Source organism: Methylopila sp. 73B (genome assembly GCF_000526315.1).
Taxonomy (GTDB): Bacteria; Pseudomonadota; Alphaproteobacteria; order Rhizobiales; family Methylopilaceae; genus Methylopila.
Genome location: NZ_JAFV01000001.1, coordinates 2,835,758 through 2,853,347, shown reverse-complemented (window position 1 = coordinate 2,853,347; position 17,590 = coordinate 2,835,758). Strand labels below are relative to the sequence as shown.

The following is a 17,590-nucleotide window of genomic DNA, read 5'->3' as shown; positions in this document are numbered from 1 at the left end:
GCGGCGCGTTGGGCCGTGACGCCTGGACGGTCGCCCGCGCCGTAGCTCGCGGCCCCCGACGTCCAGGAGGCTGTCCGCCGATGCCCTTCCGCCTGCGCGATCTCATTCCCGAGATGGGTCCCATCAGCCTGCAGGAACGGACTCGCTCCGGGATCGGCGCGCTGATCGGGATTCTCGTCACCGGTCTCGTCAGCCGCGCCGCCGTCGGCGACAGCTCCGCGCTTCCCATTCTGATCGCGCCGATGGGCGCCTCCTCCGTGTTGCTGTTCGCGGTGCCGGCGAGCCCGCTGGCCCAGCCCTGGTCGATCCTCGGCGGAAACCTCGTCGCGGCCCTGGTGGGCGTCACCGCGGTCCTGCTCATCCCGAACGTCTACGTCGCGGCCGCCGTCGCGGCGGGCGTCGCGATCGCTCTCATGGCGTCGCTGAAGTGCCTGCATCCGCCGAGCGGCGCCGTGGCGCTGACCGCCGTGCTGGGCGGTTCCGCAATTCATGACCTCGGCTACGGCTTCGTGCTCTGGCCGGTGCTCGCAAACTCGATCCTGCTGCTCGCGACCGCGCTCGTCTTCAACAATCTGACCGGCCGGACCTATCCGCACCGGCCCACGCGCGCCGCGCCGGGCCGGGGGACCGCCGATCCGACGCCCGCCGCCCGGCTCGGGCTCTCCGCCTCCGACCTCGCCGCGGCGCTCGAGGATTACGGCCAGGTGCTGGACGTCTCCCCGGCCGATCTCGCGGCGATCTTCCGGCGCGCGCAGGTCCACGCCTACCGGCCGGGTAGGGGTCCCGCCACCTGCGCCGAGATCATGTCCAAGGACGTCATCGGGATCGGCCCGGACGCCCCGATGAAGGAGGCGCTCGAGCTGATGCGCGGCCACCACGTGAAGATGCTGCCGGTGACCGACGAGGGCGCGCGGGTGCTGGGCGTCGTGACCCAGACGGACCTGCTCGACAAGACCACCTGGGGCGCGCGGGGGCCGAGGCTCGGCCTGCGCCAGCGCATCCGCGTCAGCCTCAGCGGCCTGCGCGCGCCGCACGGCGTGGTCGCCGACATCATGACGCGCGCGGTGACGGCGGTCCGGCCCGAGACCTCGATCGCCGAGGTGGTGCTGCGCATGACCGAGGCCGGGCTTCATCATCTGCCGGTCGTGGACGGCGACGGACGGCTGGCCGGCGTCGTGTCCCAGACCGACCTCGTGGTCGCGCTGCTGGCGCAGGCGACCGAAGGGCCGCCGTCCCCGGCGCCGGCCTGACCCGCGGCGCCCAAGCGAACGAGACCTCCGCATGCTCGATCCCCATCTCGCCGGCCGGCTCGACTTCATGCATCGCCTGCCGACGCGGGACCCGCTCGCCCCCGGTCTGAACCCGCTCGGCCTGTTCGAGGAACGCGACGCCGTCCTGTTCGTGCCCGAGAGCGTGAACCCGCGCCGCCCGACGCCCCTGATGACGCTATTTCACGGCGGCGGCGGCAGCGCCGAGAAGATCCTGCCGATGATGCGCGACCACGCCGAAGAGCGCGGCTTCCTTCTGCTCGCGCCGCAGTCGCTGTTCCCCACCTGGGACATCGTGATCGCCGGCAACGGTCCGGACCGGGAGCGGCTCGACATCGCGCTGGAGGCGGTCGCCTCGCGCTACATGATCGACCCGACGCGCTTCGCCTTCGCCGGCCACTCCGACGGCGGCAGCTACACGCTCTCGCTGGGGCCGACCAACGGCCATCTCGTGACGCACATGATCGTGTCCTCGGCCGGCTTCATGTCCGTTCACATGCAGGTCGGCGCGCCGCGCATCTTCATCTCGCACGGGCTCAAGGACGAGCAGATCCCGATCGAGCGCAGCGGCCGCCGGCACGCGGCCGCGCTGAAGGACGCCGGCTACGACGTCACCTATGTCGAGTACGACGGCCCGCACGCCTGGCGGCCGGCGGTCGCCGCCCGCGCGGTCGACTTCTTCCTCAGCTGACGTAAGTCGAGGGCGCCCGCGGGCGCGCGCCGGTCAGGTCGAGCGTCGCGGCGCCGGGGAGGCCGAGCTCGGCGTGGGTGGCGGCCACGATCAGGCCGCCCTTCGCGCGGTGGTCCGCCATCAGCTGCGCCAGCAGCCGCTGGCCGCCGGCGTCGAGCGCCGCGGTGGGCTCGTCCAGCAGCCACAGGGGACGCGGGGCGGCGAGGAGCCGGGCCAGCGCAAGGCGTCGCCGCTGGCCGGCGGAGAGCGCGGAGCCGGGCAGGTCGGCGATGTGAGCGAGGCCGACCGTCTCCAGCGCGGCGTCGAGATCGCCGCCGCCGCCGAGCACGTCGCGGGCGAAGGCCAAGTTGCGGCGCACGGCGAGGCCGCCTTTCACCGCGTCGAGATGGCCGAGCATATGGGTCTGCTCGCGCAGCGCGAGTTCGGCATCGCCGCCTTCGAGCGCGACGCGGCCCGCGGCCGGGGCGATCAGGCCCGCTATCGTCCTGAGAAGCGTGGATTTTCCGGCGCCGTTCGGGCCGAGGACCGCGAGCGCTTCTCCGGCTCCGAGGCTGAAGCCGAGATCGCGCAGCACGGGCCGGTCGCCGCGGTCGACCCCGAGCCCTTCGACCACCAGCTTCATGGCCGCCGTCCGCGGCGGGCCGTTGGAACGCTTCGACGCCCGCTCGATTTCGCGTGCGAGCCAAGAACTTTCGCGCCGGCGGGATGCCGCTTCAACCGCGTTTCGACTTCCCCTATAACCGCGCAGGAACTACTAGTTGTGCAGCGCACGCGTCACTCCGGCCGCTCGCCCGCGCATCCCGCGCAGGCGTTCATGGCCCCCTTCACCGAGGAGCCCGCCCCCGTGTCCCATCCCGACAGCTTCAAATCCGCCAAGACCCTGTCGGTGAACGGCAAGGACTACCGCTACTACAGCATCGCGGAGGCGGAGGCGAACGGGCTCGAAGGCGTGGCGCGGCTGCCGCATTCCATGAAGGTGCTGCTCGAGAACCTGCTGCGCTTCGAGGACGGTCGCACCGTCAAAAAGGACGACATCGCCGCCGTCAAGGGCTGGCTCGAGAACCGCGGCAAGGGCGAGTACGAGATCGCCTACCGGCCCTCGCGCGTGCTGATGCAGGATTTCACCGGCGTGCCCGCGGTCGTCGACCTCGCGGCGATGCGCGACGCGATGAAACACCTCGGCGGCGACCCCAAGAAGATCAATCCGCTTGTGCCGGTCGACCTCGTCATCGACCACTCGGTGATCGTCAACTTCTTCGGCGACGACGCCGCCTTCGGGAAGAACGTCGACGAGGAGTACAAGCAGAACCAGGAGCGCTACCGCTTCCTCAAGTGGGGCCAGGACGCGTTCGACAACTTCCGCGTGGTCCCGCCCGGAACCGGCATCTGCCATCAGGTCAATCTCGAGTACCTCGCCCAGACCGTGTGGACGAAGGACGAGGACGGCGTGACCGTGGCCTATCCCGACACCTGCGTCGGCACCGACAGCCACACCACGATGGTGAACGGCCTCGGCGTGCTGGGCTGGGGCGTCGGCGGCATCGAGGCGGAGGCGGCCATGCTCGGCCAGCCGGTCTCGATGCTTATCCCCGAGGTGATCGGCTTCAAGCTGGTCGGCCAGCTGAAGGAAGGCATCACCGCGACCGATCTGGTGCTCACCGTCACCCAGATGCTGCGCAAGCGCGGCGTGGTCGGCAAGTTCGTCGAGTTCTTCGGCGACGGCCTCGACCATCTCTCGCTCGCCGACCGCGCGACGATCGGCAACATGGCGCCGGAGTATGGCGCGACCTGCGGCTTCTTCCCCGTGGACAGCGAGACCATCGCCTACCTCGAGGAGACCGGCCGCGATCCGCAGCGCGTCGCGCTCGTCGAGGCCTACGCAAAGGCGCAAGGGATGTGGCGCGAGGCGGGGTCGCCCGACCCGGTGTTCACCGACTTGCTGGAGCTCGACATCGGCACGGTCGAGCCCTCGCTCGCAGGCCCTAAGCGCCCGCAGGACCGCGTGCTGCTGAAGGACACCAAGGCCGGCTTCCTCGCTTCGCTCGAAGGCGAGTTCAAGAAGCCGGGCGAGGCCGGCAAGCGCGTGCCCGTCGCCGGCACGGACTACGATCTCGGCCATGGCGACGTGACGATCGCCGCCATCACCTCCTGCACCAACACCTCGAACCCGAGCGTGCTGATCGCGGCGGGCCTGCTCGCCCGCAACGCGGTGGCGAAGGGCCTGACCACCAAGCCCTGGGTGAAGACCTCGCTCGCGCCCGGCTCCCAGGTCGTCGAGGGCTATCTCGCCTCCGCGGGCCTGCAGAAGGAGCTCGACGCGCTGGGCTTCAACCTCGTGGGCTTCGGCTGCACCACCTGCATCGGCAACTCCGGCCCGCTGCCGGAGCCGATCTCCGAGGCGATCAACGCCCATGACCTCGTGGCGGGCGCCGTGATCTCCGGCAACCGCAACTTCGAAGGCCGCGTGAACCCGGACGTGAAGGCGAACTACCTCGCCTCGCCGCCGCTGGTCGTGGCCTACGCGCTGGCGGGCTCGCTCCAGGTCGACCTCGCCACCGAGCCGCTCGGCCAGGGGACGGACGGCCCGGTCTATCTCAAGGACGTCTGGCCCTCGAACAAGGAAGTGGCCCAGTTCATCCGCGAGAACGTCACCAAGGCGATGTTCCAGGAGAAGTACGCCGACGTGTTCAAGGGCGACGTCAACTGGCAGAAGATCACCGTGCCGCAGGGCGAGACCTACGCCTGGGACGACCGCTCGACCTACGTCCAGAACCCGCCGTACTTCGAGGGCATGGACCGCGAGCCGAAGCCGGTGACGGACATCGAGAACGCCCGCATCCTCGGCCTGTTCCTCGACTCGATCACCACCGACCACATCTCGCCGGCGGGCTCGATCAAGCAGGCGAGCCCGGCGGGCGAATACCTGCGCGACCATCAGGTGCGCCCGGCGGACTTCAACCAGTACGGCACCCGTCGCGGCAACCATCAGGTCATGATGCGCGGCACCTTCGCCAACATCCGCATCAAGAACCAGATGCTGGCGGGCGTCGAAGGCGGCATGACCAAGCATTATCCGGACGGCGAGCAGCTGCCGATCTACGACGCGGCCATGAAGTACAAGGCCGAGGGCGTGCCGCTCGTCGTGTTCGCGGGCAAGGAGTACGGCACCGGCTCCTCCCGCGACTGGGCGGCGAAGGGCACCAACCTGCTCGGCGTCCGCGCCGTCATCGCGCAGTCCTTCGAGCGCATCCATCGCTCGAACCTCGTCGGCATGGGCGTCGTGCCATTGACCTTCGAGGAAGGGACGAGCTGGCAGTCGCTCGGCCTCAAGGGCGACGAGACCGTCACGCTCAAGGGCCTCGCGGAGGGGCTTCGCCCGCGCATGACCATGAACGCGGAGATCGTCTCCGCCGATGGCGCCACGCAGACGGTGCCTCTGCTCTGCCGCATCGATACGCTAGACGAGCTCGACTACTTCAAGAACGGCGGCATCCTGCATTACGTCCTGCGGAGCCTTGCCGCGTAAGCGGCGAGCCGCCATCTTTCGGCGTCCGGCGGCTTCCACGCCGCCGGACGCGCCGTTCCGGGGCCCGCGCCCGATCACGAGGCCGCGCGTCACCGCCATGTGAGTGGTCTCGCACGGGCGTCGCGACCTACTCTCCGACTCCCGAATGCGTCCCACGTCCGGCTGTTCCCCATGCGTCTCGCCGCTCTTGCCTTCGCCTCATCGCTTGCGGCCGTCCCGGTCGCGCAGGCGGGCGAAACCGCGCCTCGCGGCGTGATCGAGCTGTTCACCAGCCAGGGCTGTTCGGCCTGCCCGCCGGCCGACCGCCTGGCGAGCGAACTCGCGCGCGACGGTCAAAACCTCGTGCTGACGCTGCCCGTGGACTATTGGGACTATCTCGGCTGGCGCGACACGCTGGCGAGCCCGGCCAACAGCGCGCGGCAGCGGGCCTATGCGGCGACCCGCGGCGACCGCAAGATCTACACGCCGCAGATCGTCGTGAACGGCCGCGAGGCCGCCGTCGGCGGCGACGGCGCCGCCGTGGCGGGGGTCGTGACCCGCGCCGAGGCCGGCGACAACGCCCTGACGCTTCCGGTCGCGGTCACCGCGGCGGACGGCCGCGTGTCGGTCGCGGTCGCCGGGTCGCGGACCGAAGGCGAACTCCGCCATGGCGAGGTCTGGGCCTTTTCGGTCGAGCGCTCGCGCACGGTCCAGATCGGCCGCGGCGAAAACGCGGGACGGACGGTCACCTACGCCAACGTGGTGCGGAAGATGACCCGACTGGGCGTCTGGAACGGGGACGCCGCCAAGTTCGACGTGCCCGCCGACGAACTCAGCCACCCCGACAGCGACGCCGTCGCGATCGTCGTTCAGGCGGGCAGCGGCGGCCAGCCGGGACCGATCCTCGGCGCGGCGCAGGTGGATCAGCCGAAGATCGCGCCCACGCTGCAGTCGCGCCTTCGAGATCCCTTGTGATCCGCCGCCTGGCGGCTGTCGCCGCAGCGCTGCTGGCCTCCGCCGCCGGCGCGGAGACGGCCGCCTATGGCGAGCGTCTGGAAGGCTTCGCCTACCCCTATCAGGTCTCGACCTTCGCCTTCGTCTCGCAGGGCGAGCCGGTCGAGATGGCCTACATGGACATCGCGCCGATCGGCCCCGCGAACGGCCGGACCGTCGTGACGCTCCACGGCAAGAACTTCTGCGCCGCGACCTTCGAGAGCGCGATCGGCGCGCTTACGCGGGCGGGCTACCGCGTGATCGCGCCGGACCAGATCGGCTTCTGCAAATCCTCGAAGCCGGCCGCCTACCAGTACTCGTTCAACCAGCTGGCTGCGAACACCCACGCGCTCCTGCAGAGCCTCAAGATCTCGCGCGCGACGATCCTCGGCCATTCCATGGGCGGCATGCTCGCGGCCCGCTACGCGCTCAGCTACCCGGCCGAGGTCGAGCGGCTGGTGATGGTGAACCCGATCGGGCTCGAGGACTGGAAGGCGAAGGGCGTGCCCTACGCGCCGATCGACCAGCTTCTCGCCGCCGAGCGCAAGACCTCCTTCGACAGCGTGAAGGCCTACCAGCTCAAGTATTATTACTCTGGCGAATGGCGCGCGCCCTACGACCGCTGGGTCGACATGTACGCCGGGATGTACGCGGGCGACGGCAAGGACCAGGTCGAACGCGCCTCCGCGCGGACGAGCGACATGATCTACACCCAGCCGGTCGTGTACGAATTTCCGCAGATCGCGGTCCCCACCACGCTGATGATCGGTCAGCTCGACCGCACCGCGCCGGGCGCGAACCGCGCGGCCCCCGAGATCGCGAAGACCCTTGGCGACTACCCGGCGCTCGGCCGCGCCGCGGCGGAGGCGGTCCCCGGCGCGACGCTCGTCGCCTTCGACAAGCTCGGCCATTCGCCGCAGGTGCAGGCGCCCGCCGAGTTCGAGGCCGCGCTCCTCAAGGTCCTCAGCGCGCCCGCGCCCTGATCGCCCCCGCGTCGCCGCGCCGCTTGCGCTCCCCCGCCCGGGGCGCGACTATGACGGCGCGATGAAGGAGGCGCCATGAGCGATCAGGAGCCCATACGTTTTACGCCGCGCCCGGCGCCCAGCGCCCCGCCCCCGGCGTCCGTCCCGCAATCCATTCCCGTCCAGGTCTCGTTCGACCGTCGCGAGCTTCAGGCCATTCTGGGGCTCTACGGTCGCATGGTGGCGGCCGGCGAGTGGCGCGACTACGCCATCGACTTCCTCAAGGAACAGGCGGTGTTCTCGGTGTTCCGGCGCGCCAGCGAAGCGCCGCTCTACCGCATTGAGAAGACGCCCAGGCTCGCCCGCCGGCAGGGAACCTATGCGGTGGTTACGACCACCGGGCTGATCCTCAAGCGCGGGCATGATCTCGCCCGCGTGCTCGACGTGCTGGACCGGAAGCTCCGCCTCGTCACGACCTGACGCGGGCGGTCACCTCGATCTCGATCTTCATCTCGGGCTTGATCAGAGCGCAGATCACCGTGGTGTTCGCCGGGCGGATCTCGCCGAAGATCTCGCCGGTGACGGTGAACAGCTCGCCCGCGGCCGCGGGGTCGGTCAGGTAGTAGCGGGTCTGCACGACGTCGGCGAAGCCCGCGCCGGCCTCCTTCAACGCCTTCTCGATGGTCGCGAAGGCGTTGCGCGCCTGCTGCTCGACGCTCTCGGGCATCGTCATCGTGGCGTAGTCGTAGCCGGTGGTGCCGGAGACGAACACGAGGTCGCCGTCGACCACGGCGCGGCTGTAGCCCGCCGTCTTCTCGAAGGGCGAACCGGTGGAGATCAGACGGCGGGTCATGGTCGGGCTCTGTCGTGGGAACGCGTGAGACGTCATGGTCCGGCTTGGCCGGACCATCCCTCTGCGGCGTCGAGATCGACGCCGGCGGTGGGTCCTCCGGTCGAGCCGGAGGACGACGGCGGTGAGTTACGCCCAGGGGCGGTCGGCGGCGAGCTTCTGCTCGAAGCCGGAGATGCGGTCGACCTTCTCCATCGTCAGCCCGATGTCGTCGAGGCCCTCGAGCAGGCAGCGCTTGCGGAACGGGTCGATCTCGAAGGTCACCGTGCCGCCGTCGGGGCCGGAGATGGTCTGCGCGGCGAGGTCGACGGTAAGCCGCGCGTTGGCGCCGCGCTCCGCGTCGTCCATCAGCTTGGCGTGGTCTTCCGGGGAGACGACGATCGGCAGAATGCCGTTCTTGAAGCAGTTGTTGTAGAAGATGTCCGCGAACGAGGTCGAGATCACGCAGCGGATGCCCTTGTCGAGCAGCGCCCACGGCGCGTGCTCGCGGGACGATCCGCAGCCGAAGTTGTCGCCGGCGACCAGGATCTCCGCATTCTTATAGGCCGGCTGGTTCAGCACGAAGTCCGGGTTCTCCGAACCGTCGGCGTTGTAGCGCAGCTCCGAGAACAGTCCCGCGCCGAGACCGGTCCGCTTGATCGTCTTGAGGTACTGCTTCGGGATGATCATGTCGGTGTCGATGTTGATCATCGGCAGGGGGGCGGCGACGCCCGTCAGCGTGGTGAACTTCTGCATGGGTCTTCTCCTCGCGCGCTGTCATGCTCCGGCGCCGGCGGCCGGTCAACCCGTTCCGAAGCGCGCGCGCTCCTGGCCTGATATAGGAGGCCGCTCTCTCATCTCAGCGGGTAGGCCGCCTCGACCACATAGGGGCCGCCGCCGACGGAATCCCGCGACGAGTAGATCACGAACTGCTCGGCCCGGAACGACAGCCGGGCCGGCCCGCCGCGGAGGCCCAGATAGTCCGCGACCGCACGGGGCGAGGCGTCGCGCAGCCGCGCGAGCGTCACGTGCGGCGTGAACTTGCGCGACTCCGCCGGCAGCCCCGCCCGGCGCATCAACCGTTCGTGCTCGGCCTGCAGTTCGAGAATGGCGGGGGAGGGCGCGACCTTGGCGATCAGCGCCCGCGGCCGCGCGCCGCCGAAGGCGTCGAGCCCCTCGATCACCACGTCGAACGGCTGACGGCGGATCTTGCCGAGCAGAAGGGCCGCCTCCTGCGCGACGTCCTCGTCCACGTCGCCGAGGAAGCGCAGGGTGACGTGGTAGTTCTCGACGTCGATCCAGCGCGCGCCGGACAGGCCGCCGCGGTAGCCGGAGAGCGCGAGTCCGATGTCCTCGGGCACCTCGATCGCGGTGAACAGCCGCGGCATGGCGCGCCTCCTCGCAACACGCGTCCCGCGGCGGTCAGGCCGTCACGGACAAGGATTCGCGCGGACCTTGTGGATGGCGTCGACGCGGGCCTCGATCTCCTCCGACCACGGCTGGTCGAAGGCCGCAAGGTCGTGGTCGAGCTGCTCCAGGGTGGTCGCGCCGATGATCACGGAGGTCATGAAGGACCGCGTGGCCGCGAACTTCAAGGCGAGATGCGCGGGGCTCCAGCCGATCTCCCCAGCTAGATCGCAATAGGCCTCGATCGCGCCTTCGGCGCCCGGCGTCTCGTAGCGCTGCAGGCGATCGAACAGCGTCTTGCGGGCGCCGGCCGGCAGCGCGCCGTCGCGGTACTTGCCTGTAAGATAACCCTGGCCGAGCGACGAATAGGCCAGCAGCCCGACGTCCTCGCGCAGGGCGATCTCGGCCAGATTGGTCTCGAAGGTCCGGTTCAGAAGGCTGTAGGCGTTCTGGATCGAGGCCACGCGAGGCAGGCCGCGGGCCTCGGATTCGCCGAGGAAACGCATGGTCCCCCAGGCGCTTTCGTTCGAGAGCCCGACGTGGCGGATCTTGCCCTCGCGGACCAGCTCGCTCAGGATCTCCAACGTCTCGTGGATCGGATGTTCGCCGGGCGCCGGCTCCACCGGGCGGAACACGACCGGGTTCGAGCCGAACTGCGTCACTTCCCGGTCCGGCCAATGCAGCTGGTAGAGATCGATGTAGTCGGTGCGGAGCCGCCTCAGGCTGCCGTCGACCGCCTCGCGGATCTGGTCGCGGGACAGCTCGCCCTTTGAACCGTCCTTCCGGAACCACTCCATCACGGTGCGCCCGACCACTTTGGTCGCGACGATCGTCTTGTCGCGGCCGCCGCGGGCGGCGAGCCAGGAGCCGATGATCTCCTCGGTCTTCCCCTGCGTCTCCGGCTTCGGCGGGATCGGGTAGAGTTCGGCGGCGTCGAGGAAGTTCACGCCGGCGTCCCGGGCGCGGTCCATCTGCGCATGGCCCTCGGCCTCGGTGTTCTGCTCGCCGAAGGTCATGGTGCCGAGGCAGACAACGCTGACGTCGAGCCCCGTCCGCCCGAGCTTGCGATACTCCATCGAAATGGCCTTTGCGTTGAGGTCAGGAGGGCGCCCGCCGCCGTTGAGCGCGGGGCGGGACGCAATGCGGAAGGGTTGGCGGCTTACGATCGCCGGGCGGCGATCTGGGCGAGGAATTTTTCGACCGTCGGCGTGATGTTTTCGACCACCACGTCCACCCCCTTGGCCGTCGGGTGCAGGCCGTCGGGGAGATTGAGCGAGCGGTTTCCGACCACGCCGTCGAGGAAGAACGGGTAGAGCACCAAGCCGCGCTCCGTCGCAAGGTCGGGATAGATGCTCTCGAACCGCCTGACGTAGTCCGCCCCAAGGTTCGGCGAGGCGCGCATGCCGGCCAGCATGGCGGGGATTTTTCGCGCCGCCAGACGGTCCAGGATGCGCGTGATGGCCGCGCGGGTCACCTTCGGGTCGACGCCGCGCAGCATGTCGTTCGCGCCGAGCTCGACGATCACGCCGTCGGTCCCGTCCGGCACCGACCAGTCCAGCCGGTCGGCGCCGCCGCTCGCGGTGTCGCCGGAGACGCCGGCGTTCGCGACCGACACGTTGTGCCCGCGGCTCTTGAGCGCCGCCTCCAGACGCGGCGCGAAGCCTTCGCGGGGGCCGAGGCCGTAGCCGGCCGTCAGGCTATCCCCGAAGGCGACAAGTTTGATCGGAGCTTGGGCGCGCGCCGTACGCAGGGGCATCACGCTTGCGAGAGCGGCGGCCCCGAGGGCGAGTAAGCTGCGGCGGGACGGCTGGCGCGCCGCGTTCCCGTCGTTATCTGACGTGATGCTGCGCCGCACAGGCGCGTTCCGCGCCGAGACCAGAGGCTTCATGTCTGCGATCGAACTCCGAAACGTCAATCTGTCGCTGGGCCAGGGTCCCGCGCGCGTCCACATTCTCAAGGACGTGAGCCTCGTTATAGGGCGCGGGGAGGTGGTCGGATTGGTCGGCCCGTCCGGATCCGGCAAGTCCACCCTCCTCATGACGCTCGCAGGGCTGGAGCGCCCGGACGGGGGAACGGTCTCGATCCTCGGACAGGATCTCGGCGCGCTGGACGAGGACGGCCTCGCCCGCTTCCGCGGTCGCAACGTAGGCGTCGTGTTCCAGTCTTTCCACCTCATCCCCACCATGACCGCGCTCGAAAACGTCGCGGTGCCGCTGGAGCTCGCGGGCGTCGACGACGCGATCGAGCGCGCCCAGGCCGAGCTTCACGCGGTCGGGCTCGGCCATCGGCTCGATCATCATCCGGCGGAGCTCTCGGGCGGCGAGCAGCAGCGCGTGGCCCTTGCGCGCGCTCTCAGCTCGCGGCCGGAGCTGCTGGTCGCCGACGAGCCCACCGGCAATCTCGACGAGACGACCGGCCGGCAGATCGCCGACCTGCTGTTCGCCAAGACCGCCGAGCGCGGCGCGACGCTGGTGCTCGTGACCCACGACGTGGCGCTCGCTGCCCGCTGCGGCCGCACCGTCCGCCTGCGCTCCGGCCGCGTCGAAGGTCTGGCGGAGGCCGCGGCGTGAGCGACGTCGCCGCAGATCGCCCCGCCGAACGCCGCTCCGCGTTTCGCCTGCCCATCCCGTTCCGGCTCGCCGCCCGCGATCTGCGCGGCGGGGTGCAGGGCTTCATCGTCTTCCTGGGCTGCCTGGCGCTCGGGGTCGCGGCGATTGCGGGCGTCGGTTCGCTGTCGCGCGGGCTGACCGAGGGCCTGCAGCGCGAGGGCCGCGCGATCCTCGGCGGCGACGCCGCCTTCGCGCTGATCCACCGCGAGGCCACGCCCGCCGAGCGCGCGCTGCTGGAGACCAAAGGCCGGATCGCGACCGTGGCCACCATGCGCTCCATGGGTCGCGCCGCCTCGGGCGACTCCACGCTGATCGAACTCAAGGCCGTCGACGGCGCTTGGCCCATGGTCGGCCGCGCCACGACGGAGCCCGCGGCGCCGCTGCCGGACCTGCTGGCGGAGAAGGACGGCGCGTTCGGCGCGGCGGTCGACCCGGCGCTGCTGGCCCGGCTCGACGTCAAGGTCGGCGATCGCATCGAGATCGGCTCCTCCCGCTTCGACATTCGCGCGACCCTGACGCAGGAGCCGGACAAGCTGTCGGACGGCATCGGCTTTGGCCCGCGCGTGCTGGTGTCCGAGCCCGCGCTCAAGGCCTCCGGCCTGCTGCAGCCCGGCAGCCTCGTGCGCTGGTCCTACCGGGTCGCGATGCCCGGCGAGCCGAGCGACGACGCGGTGCGGGCGCTGCTCGCCGACGTCGAGCGCGAGGCCAAGGGCTCCGGCTTCGAGGCCCGCTCGCGCCTCAACGCCGCGCCGCAGCTGCAGCGCAACGTCGACCGCTTCACCCAGTTTCTCACGATCGTCGGCCTCGCCGCGCTGGTGGTCGGCGGGGTTGGCGTCGCCAACGCGATCTCCGCCTTCGTCGACCGCAAGCGCAACACCATCGCCATCCTGAAGAGCGTCGGCGCCTCGGGGCGGACCGTCTTCCTCGTCCATCTGATCGAGGTGGCGGCGCTCGGCGCGCTCGGCGTCGCGATCGGGCTGATCCTCGGCGCGGCGATCCCGTTCGCGGCGGCTTACGCGCTGAAAGGCCTGCTGCCGCTGCCGCTCGCGCCGTCGATCTTCCCGCGGGAGCTCGCGCTCGCGGCGGCCTACGGCGGCCTGACCGCGCTCGCCTTCGCGTTCTGGCCGCTCGGCCGCGCGCATGACGTGCCCGTCGCGGCGCTGTTCCGCGACGCCATCGCGCCGGACAGGCGCTTCCCCCGCCTCGGCTACATGATCGCGACGGGCCTGGCCGCGGCGGCGCTGGCAGCCCTTGCGGTGTTCGCGGCCTACGACCGGCGCATCGCGACCGCCTTCGTCGTCGCGACGATCGGCGCTTTCATCGCGTTGCGGCTGATCTCCTGGGGCATCATGGCGGTCGCCGCCCGGCTGCCGCGGCCGAAGCGGGTGGAGCTGAAGCTCGCGCTCGCCAACGTCCACCGGCCGGGCGCGCTGACGCCGTCCGTCGTTATGTCGCTCGGCCTCGGGCTCGTGCTGCTGGTGGCGCTGACGCTGATCGATTCTTCGATCCGCCGGCAGCTGTCCAACGAGCTGCCGCAGAAGGCGCCGGCGTTCTTCTTCCTCGACATCCCCTCCACCGAACGCGACCGCTTCGGCGAGGTGGTCAAGGCGAAGGCGCCGGAGGCGGATTTCAACAGCACCCCCATGCTGCGTGGCTCGATCGTGTCGCTGAAGGGCGAACCCTCCGAGGACGCGGCGGTCGATCCCGAGTCCCGCTGGGCGCTGCGCGGCGACCGCGGCGTCACCTTCTCCGCCACGGCGCCCGAAGGCTCGACGGTGATCTCGGGCGAATGGTGGCCGGCGGACTACGCTGGGCCGCCGCTGGTCTCGTTCGACCGCCGGCTGGCCGAAGGCCTTCGGCTCAAGGTCGGCGACGAGATCGGCGTCAACGTGCTCGGCCGGACGATCACCGCCAAGGTCGCGAACCTGCGCGAGATCCACTGGGAGACCATGGGGATCAACTTCTTCATGGTGTTCTCGCCGAACGCCTTCGCTGGCGCGCCGTATATGACGCTTGCGACCGTCGGCTTCCCGAAAGGCGCCGGCGACGCGAAGGAGCTCGGATTGCTCCGGGAGCTGACGCGCGACTTCCCCACCATGACGGCGATCCGGGTGAAGGACGCGCTGACCGCGATCGAGGCCATCGTCGGCAACCTCGCGCTCGCCATCCGCGCGGCGAGCGGCGTGACGCTGGTGGCGAGCATCCTGGTGCTCGCGGGCGCGCTCGCCGCGGGCCACAGACGCCGGGTCTACGAGGCGGTCGTGCTGAAGACGCTGGGGGCCACCCGCGGCCGCCTGCTCGCGGCCTTCGCGGCGGAGTATGCGCTGCTTGGTCTCGTGACGGCCGTGTTTGGCCTCGTCGTGGGCTCGCTCGCGGCCTGGGCCGTCGCGACCGAGATCATGCGGATCGACTTCTGGTTCGACCCCGTAGGCGCGGGCGGCGCTGCGCTGGTCGCGCTGGTGCTGACCATCGTGCTCGGCCTCGTCGGCACTTGGCGCATCCTCGGAGAGACGCCCGCGCGGCACCTGCGCAACCTGTAACGGACGATCGCCAACCAAAAAGGCCCCGGAGAGCGATCTCCGGGGCCTTTTTGGTGATCAGCTGAGGTAGCCGAGGAACCAGAGGATGAGAATGATCGGCAACGGAATGCCGATCAGCCAAAGCAGTCCACCCTTCATCATGGTCGTCGCCTCCCTGTGTGTGCGACGAACAAACTCCGGGACCTAGGACTCGGTTCCGCGTCGTGCGCGAACGCTCTGTTCCAAGCTCAAGAGCGCCGCCTCAGATCGCGCGTCATGCCCCGGTTTATCCGGGGCATCCAGTCGTCCGCCCCGCTTGACGATCTCGCCTGGGTTCCCCGGATAAACCGGGGAATGACGACGGCGCGGCGAAGCGGGGTTGGACTGCGGGACCCTCAGATCTGGTCCTTCTGGTCGGTGATCAGCCGCGCGCCGCGCTGGAACGTCATGAAGTCCCAGACCCACTTGAAGGCGACGGCGATGCGGTGCCGCACGCCGATCAGGAAGAACACGTGGATGACGGACCAGAACAGCCAGGCGACGAAGCCCGTCAGGTTCATGTAGGGCAGCTTCACCACCGCCGATTTCCGCCCGATGGTCGCGAGGTCGCCCTGGTGCTTGTAGCGGAAGGGCGGCGGCGGCACGGCGTCGCGCGCCCGCGAGGCGATCACGTCCGCGACGTAGACGCCCATCTGCTTCGCCGCCGGCGCGACGCCCGGCACCGGGGACCCGTCCTCGCGGGACACGGCGGAGGTGTCGCCGATGACGAAGATCTCGGGATGGCCGGGAACGGTGAGATCCTTCTCCACCTGCACGCGTCCGGCCCGGTCGCGCGCGGCGGCGATCCATTCGCCGGCCGGCGAGGCCACGACGCCCGCGGCCCAGATGATGGTCGCGGCGTCCAGCCGGCCGCCTTCCAGGTCGACGCCGGTGGCGTCGCAGTTCGTCACCCTCGTGCTGACCCGGACGTCCACGCCCATCCGCTCCAGCGAGGCCTGGGTGTAGGCCGACAGGGCTTCCGGGAAGGCCGGCAGCACGCGCGGGCCGGCCTCGATGAGGATGACGCGCGCGGTGCGCGGGTCGATGCGGCGGAAGTCCGACGGCATGACGTGCTTCGCCACCTCGACGATGGCGCCCGCCATCTCGACGCCGGTGGGACCGGCGCCGACGATCGCGAAGGTCAGCAGCTGCTCGCGCACCGCCGGGTCGTCGGCGAGTTCGGCCCGCTCGAACGCGATCAGCAGCTTGCGGCGGATGACGGTGGCGTCTTCGATCCGCTTCAGGCCGGGGGCGACCGCCGCCCACTCGTCGCGGCCGAAGTAGGAGTGCGTGGCGCCGGTCGCGAGCACCAGCTGGTCGTAGGGCAGGGTGACCGTGTCGGCGACGACGCGCTTGTTCGCGACGTCGACGCCGGTGACGTTCGCCAGCAGCACCTTGGCGTTGGCCTGGTACTTCAGCACGTGCCGGATCGGCCAGGCGATGTCCGCGGGCGACAGCTCGGCGGTCGCGACCTGGTAGAGCAGCGGCTGGAAACAGTGGTAGTTGTGCCGGTCGAGCACGGTCACGTCGACGTCCGCCTTGGCGAGGCCCCGCGCCACGGAAAGGCCCGCGAAGCCCGCGCCCACCACGACGACCTTGCGGCGGGCCTTTGGGGTGTCAGCCAGGGACGTGTCGGTCATGGGCGGCGGTGTCCTTTGCGGATCGTGTGGGGCGCGCGCTCACAATGCCTCGGAACGGGGGCCGGTTGCCACCCCGCGCTCCGCGACCAACTGCCCTCAAGGCGCGGCGCGACCCATTTGCATTCGCGCTCCGGTTCCCCCATCTGTCTCGCCAACGGAAGCTGCGGATCGCTGCGTCCGCCGCCCTCAGTCAGGAGACCGCGCATGACGCTCGCCGATGGCGCCACGCCCCCCGCCGGAGCCGCCGACGGCCTCATCGTCGAGACCACCACCCGGACCTTCATGGCCGACGTGGTCCAGGCGTCTCAGTCCGTCCCGGTGCTTGTCGACTTCTGGGCGCCCTGGTGCGGCCCCTGCAAGCAGCTCACCCCCGTGCTCGAAAAGGTGGTCAAGGCGGCGGGCGGCAAGGTGAAGCTCGCGAAGATGAACATCGACCAGTACCCGGAGATCGCGGGCCAGCTCGGCGTGCAGTCCATCCCGGCGGTGTTCGCCTTCACCCGCGGCCAGCCTGTCGACGGCTTCATGGGCGCGCTCCCGGAGGCTCAGGTCCAGGCGTTCGTGGAGCGGCTGCTGGGCGAGCCGGTCGGCGGCGGCGGGATCGCCGAGGCGCTGGCGGACGCCGAGGCGGCGCTGGCGGAGGGCGACGCGGTGAACGCCGCCGCCATCTTCGCCGACATTCTCGCCGAGGAGCCGGAGGAGATCGCGGCGATCGGCGGCCTCGCCCGCGCGCTCATCGCCCAGGGCGACCTCGCGGCCGCGAAGGCGACGCTCGACGCCGCCCCCGAGGCGAAGGCGGGCGACCCCGCGATCGCCGCCGCGCGGGCGCAGATCGATCTCGCCGAGAAGGCCGCGGCCGTGGGCGACCTCGCCCCGCTCGAGGCCAAGGTCGCGGCGGACCCGGCCGACCACCAGGCGCGCTTCGATCTCGCCGTCGGGCTCGCGGCGGCCGGCTTGCGGAAAGAGGCGCTCGCCCATCTGCTCGAGATCGTCAAGCGCGACCGCTCGTGGAACGAGGACGGCGCCCGCAAGGAGCTCGTGACGCTGTTCGAGGCCTGGGGGCCGAAGGACGAGCACACGATCGCGGGCCGGAAGCGGCTGTCCTCGCTGCTGTTCTCGTGAGAGGGTGAC

The 17,590-nt window shown here is 70.4% G+C and carries 16 protein-coding genes; 9 read left to right on the top strand and 7 right to left on the bottom strand.

Annotated elements, in window-relative coordinates; translation table 11 throughout:
- The first annotated feature begins 80 nt into the window (after window positions 1-80).
- Together K244_RS0113780 and K244_RS0113775 are read left to right on the top strand one after the other, a co-directional pair.
- Window positions 81-1,250, top strand: a complete 1,170-nt coding sequence (locus K244_RS0113780; protein WP_020186862.1) for an HPP family protein — start codon at window positions 81-83, stop codon at window positions 1,248-1,250.
- Between the two features lie 31 nt (window positions 1,251-1,281).
- Window positions 1,282-1,959, top strand: a complete 678-nt coding sequence (locus K244_RS0113775) for an esterase (protein WP_020186861.1) — start codon at window positions 1,282-1,284, stop codon at window positions 1,957-1,959.
- On the opposite strand, the gene ccmA is transcribed toward K244_RS0113775, so the two are convergent.
- Window positions 1,952-2,581, bottom strand: coding sequence for a heme ABC exporter ATP-binding protein CcmA (ccmA, locus tag K244_RS0113770; RefSeq protein ID WP_020186860.1), 630 nt, complete (start codon window positions 2,579-2,581; stop codon window positions 1,952-1,954). The two genes, K244_RS0113775 and ccmA, sit on opposite strands and share 8 nt — an antisense overlap.
- A 222-nt stretch (window positions 2,582-2,803) precedes the next feature.
- Here ccmA and acnA point away from each other — a divergent pair, with 222 nt between their 5' ends.
- The 4 genes from acnA to K244_RS0113750 all read left to right on the top strand — a co-directional run bounded on the left by acnA (window position 2,804) and on the right by K244_RS0113750 (window position 7,899).
- Window positions 2,804-5,485, top strand: coding sequence for an aconitate hydratase AcnA (gene acnA, locus K244_RS0113765; RefSeq protein WP_024816504.1), 2,682 nt, complete (start codon window positions 2,804-2,806; stop codon window positions 5,483-5,485).
- 171 nt (window positions 5,486-5,656) lie between these two features.
- A complete protein-coding gene (locus K244_RS0113760) occupies window positions 5,657-6,439 on the top strand; it encodes a DUF1223 domain-containing protein (protein WP_020186858.1) in 783 nt (260 codons plus the stop codon).
- On the top strand, window positions 6,436-7,440 hold the full coding sequence (locus K244_RS0113755) for an alpha/beta hydrolase (RefSeq protein WP_020186857.1): 1,005 nt from the start codon (window positions 6,436-6,438) through the stop codon (window positions 7,438-7,440). Before K244_RS0113760 ends, K244_RS0113755 begins: the two co-directional genes overlap by 4 nt.
- A gap of 75 nt (window positions 7,441-7,515) precedes the next feature.
- On the top strand, window positions 7,516-7,899 hold the full coding sequence (locus K244_RS0113750) for a DUF2794 domain-containing protein (RefSeq protein ID WP_020186856.1): 384 nt from the start codon (window positions 7,516-7,518) through the stop codon (window positions 7,897-7,899).
- Here K244_RS0113750 and K244_RS0113745 read toward each other — a convergent pair.
- The 5 genes from K244_RS0113745 to K244_RS0113725 form a co-directional block, all read right to left on the bottom strand.
- Window positions 7,889-8,272 carry a RidA family protein gene (locus K244_RS0113745; RefSeq protein WP_020186855.1) on the bottom strand — a complete coding sequence of 128 codons (384 nt, stop codon included), beginning with the start codon at window positions 8,270-8,272 and terminating at the stop codon, window positions 7,889-7,891. The genes K244_RS0113750 and K244_RS0113745 overlap by 11 nt on opposite strands.
- Window positions 8,273-8,398: 126 nt before the next feature.
- Window positions 8,399-9,004: a 3-isopropylmalate dehydratase small subunit gene (gene leuD / locus K244_RS0113740; protein ID WP_020186854.1), complete on the bottom strand. Its 606-nt coding sequence runs from the start codon at window positions 9,002-9,004 to the stop codon at window positions 8,399-8,401.
- 98 nt (window positions 9,005-9,102) lie between these two features.
- On the bottom strand, window positions 9,103-9,636 hold the full coding sequence (gene thpR, locus K244_RS0113735) for an RNA 2',3'-cyclic phosphodiesterase (protein WP_020186853.1): 534 nt from the start codon (window positions 9,634-9,636) through the stop codon (window positions 9,103-9,105).
- 42 nt (window positions 9,637-9,678) lie between these two features.
- Window positions 9,679-10,731, bottom strand: coding sequence for an aldo/keto reductase (locus K244_RS0113730; RefSeq protein ID WP_020186852.1), 1,053 nt, complete (start codon window positions 10,729-10,731; stop codon window positions 9,679-9,681).
- Between the two features lie 83 nt (window positions 10,732-10,814).
- On the bottom strand, window positions 10,815-11,411 hold the full coding sequence (locus K244_RS0113725) for an arylesterase (RefSeq protein ID WP_020186851.1): 597 nt from the start codon (window positions 11,409-11,411) through the stop codon (window positions 10,815-10,817).
- Window positions 11,412-11,541: 130 nt separating this feature from the next.
- Here K244_RS0113725 and K244_RS0113720 point away from each other — a divergent pair, with 130 nt between their 5' ends.
- Both K244_RS0113720 and K244_RS0113715 read left to right on the top strand, forming a co-directional pair.
- On the top strand, window positions 11,542-12,225 hold the full coding sequence (locus K244_RS0113720; protein WP_024816502.1) for an ABC transporter ATP-binding protein: 684 nt from the start codon (window positions 11,542-11,544) through the stop codon (window positions 12,223-12,225).
- Window positions 12,222-14,804: an FtsX-like permease family protein gene (locus K244_RS0113715; RefSeq protein WP_020186849.1), complete on the top strand. Its 2,583-nt coding sequence runs from the start codon at window positions 12,222-12,224 to the stop codon at window positions 14,802-14,804. The genes K244_RS0113720 and K244_RS0113715 overlap by 4 nt, the downstream gene beginning before the upstream one ends.
- A gap of 374 nt (window positions 14,805-15,178) precedes the next feature.
- Here K244_RS0113715 and K244_RS0113705 read toward each other — a convergent pair whose 3' ends face one another.
- Window positions 15,179-16,462, bottom strand: a complete 1,284-nt coding sequence (locus K244_RS0113705) for an NAD(P)/FAD-dependent oxidoreductase (RefSeq protein ID WP_020186848.1) — start codon at window positions 16,460-16,462, stop codon at window positions 15,179-15,181.
- Between the two features lie 204 nt (window positions 16,463-16,666).
- Here K244_RS0113705 and trxA point away from each other — a divergent pair, with 204 nt between their 5' ends.
- Entirely contained in the window at window positions 16,667-17,581 is a 915-nt protein-coding gene (trxA, locus tag K244_RS0113700) for a thioredoxin (RefSeq protein WP_020186847.1), read from the top strand.
- The last annotated feature ends 9 nt before the right edge of the window (window positions 17,582-17,590 follow it).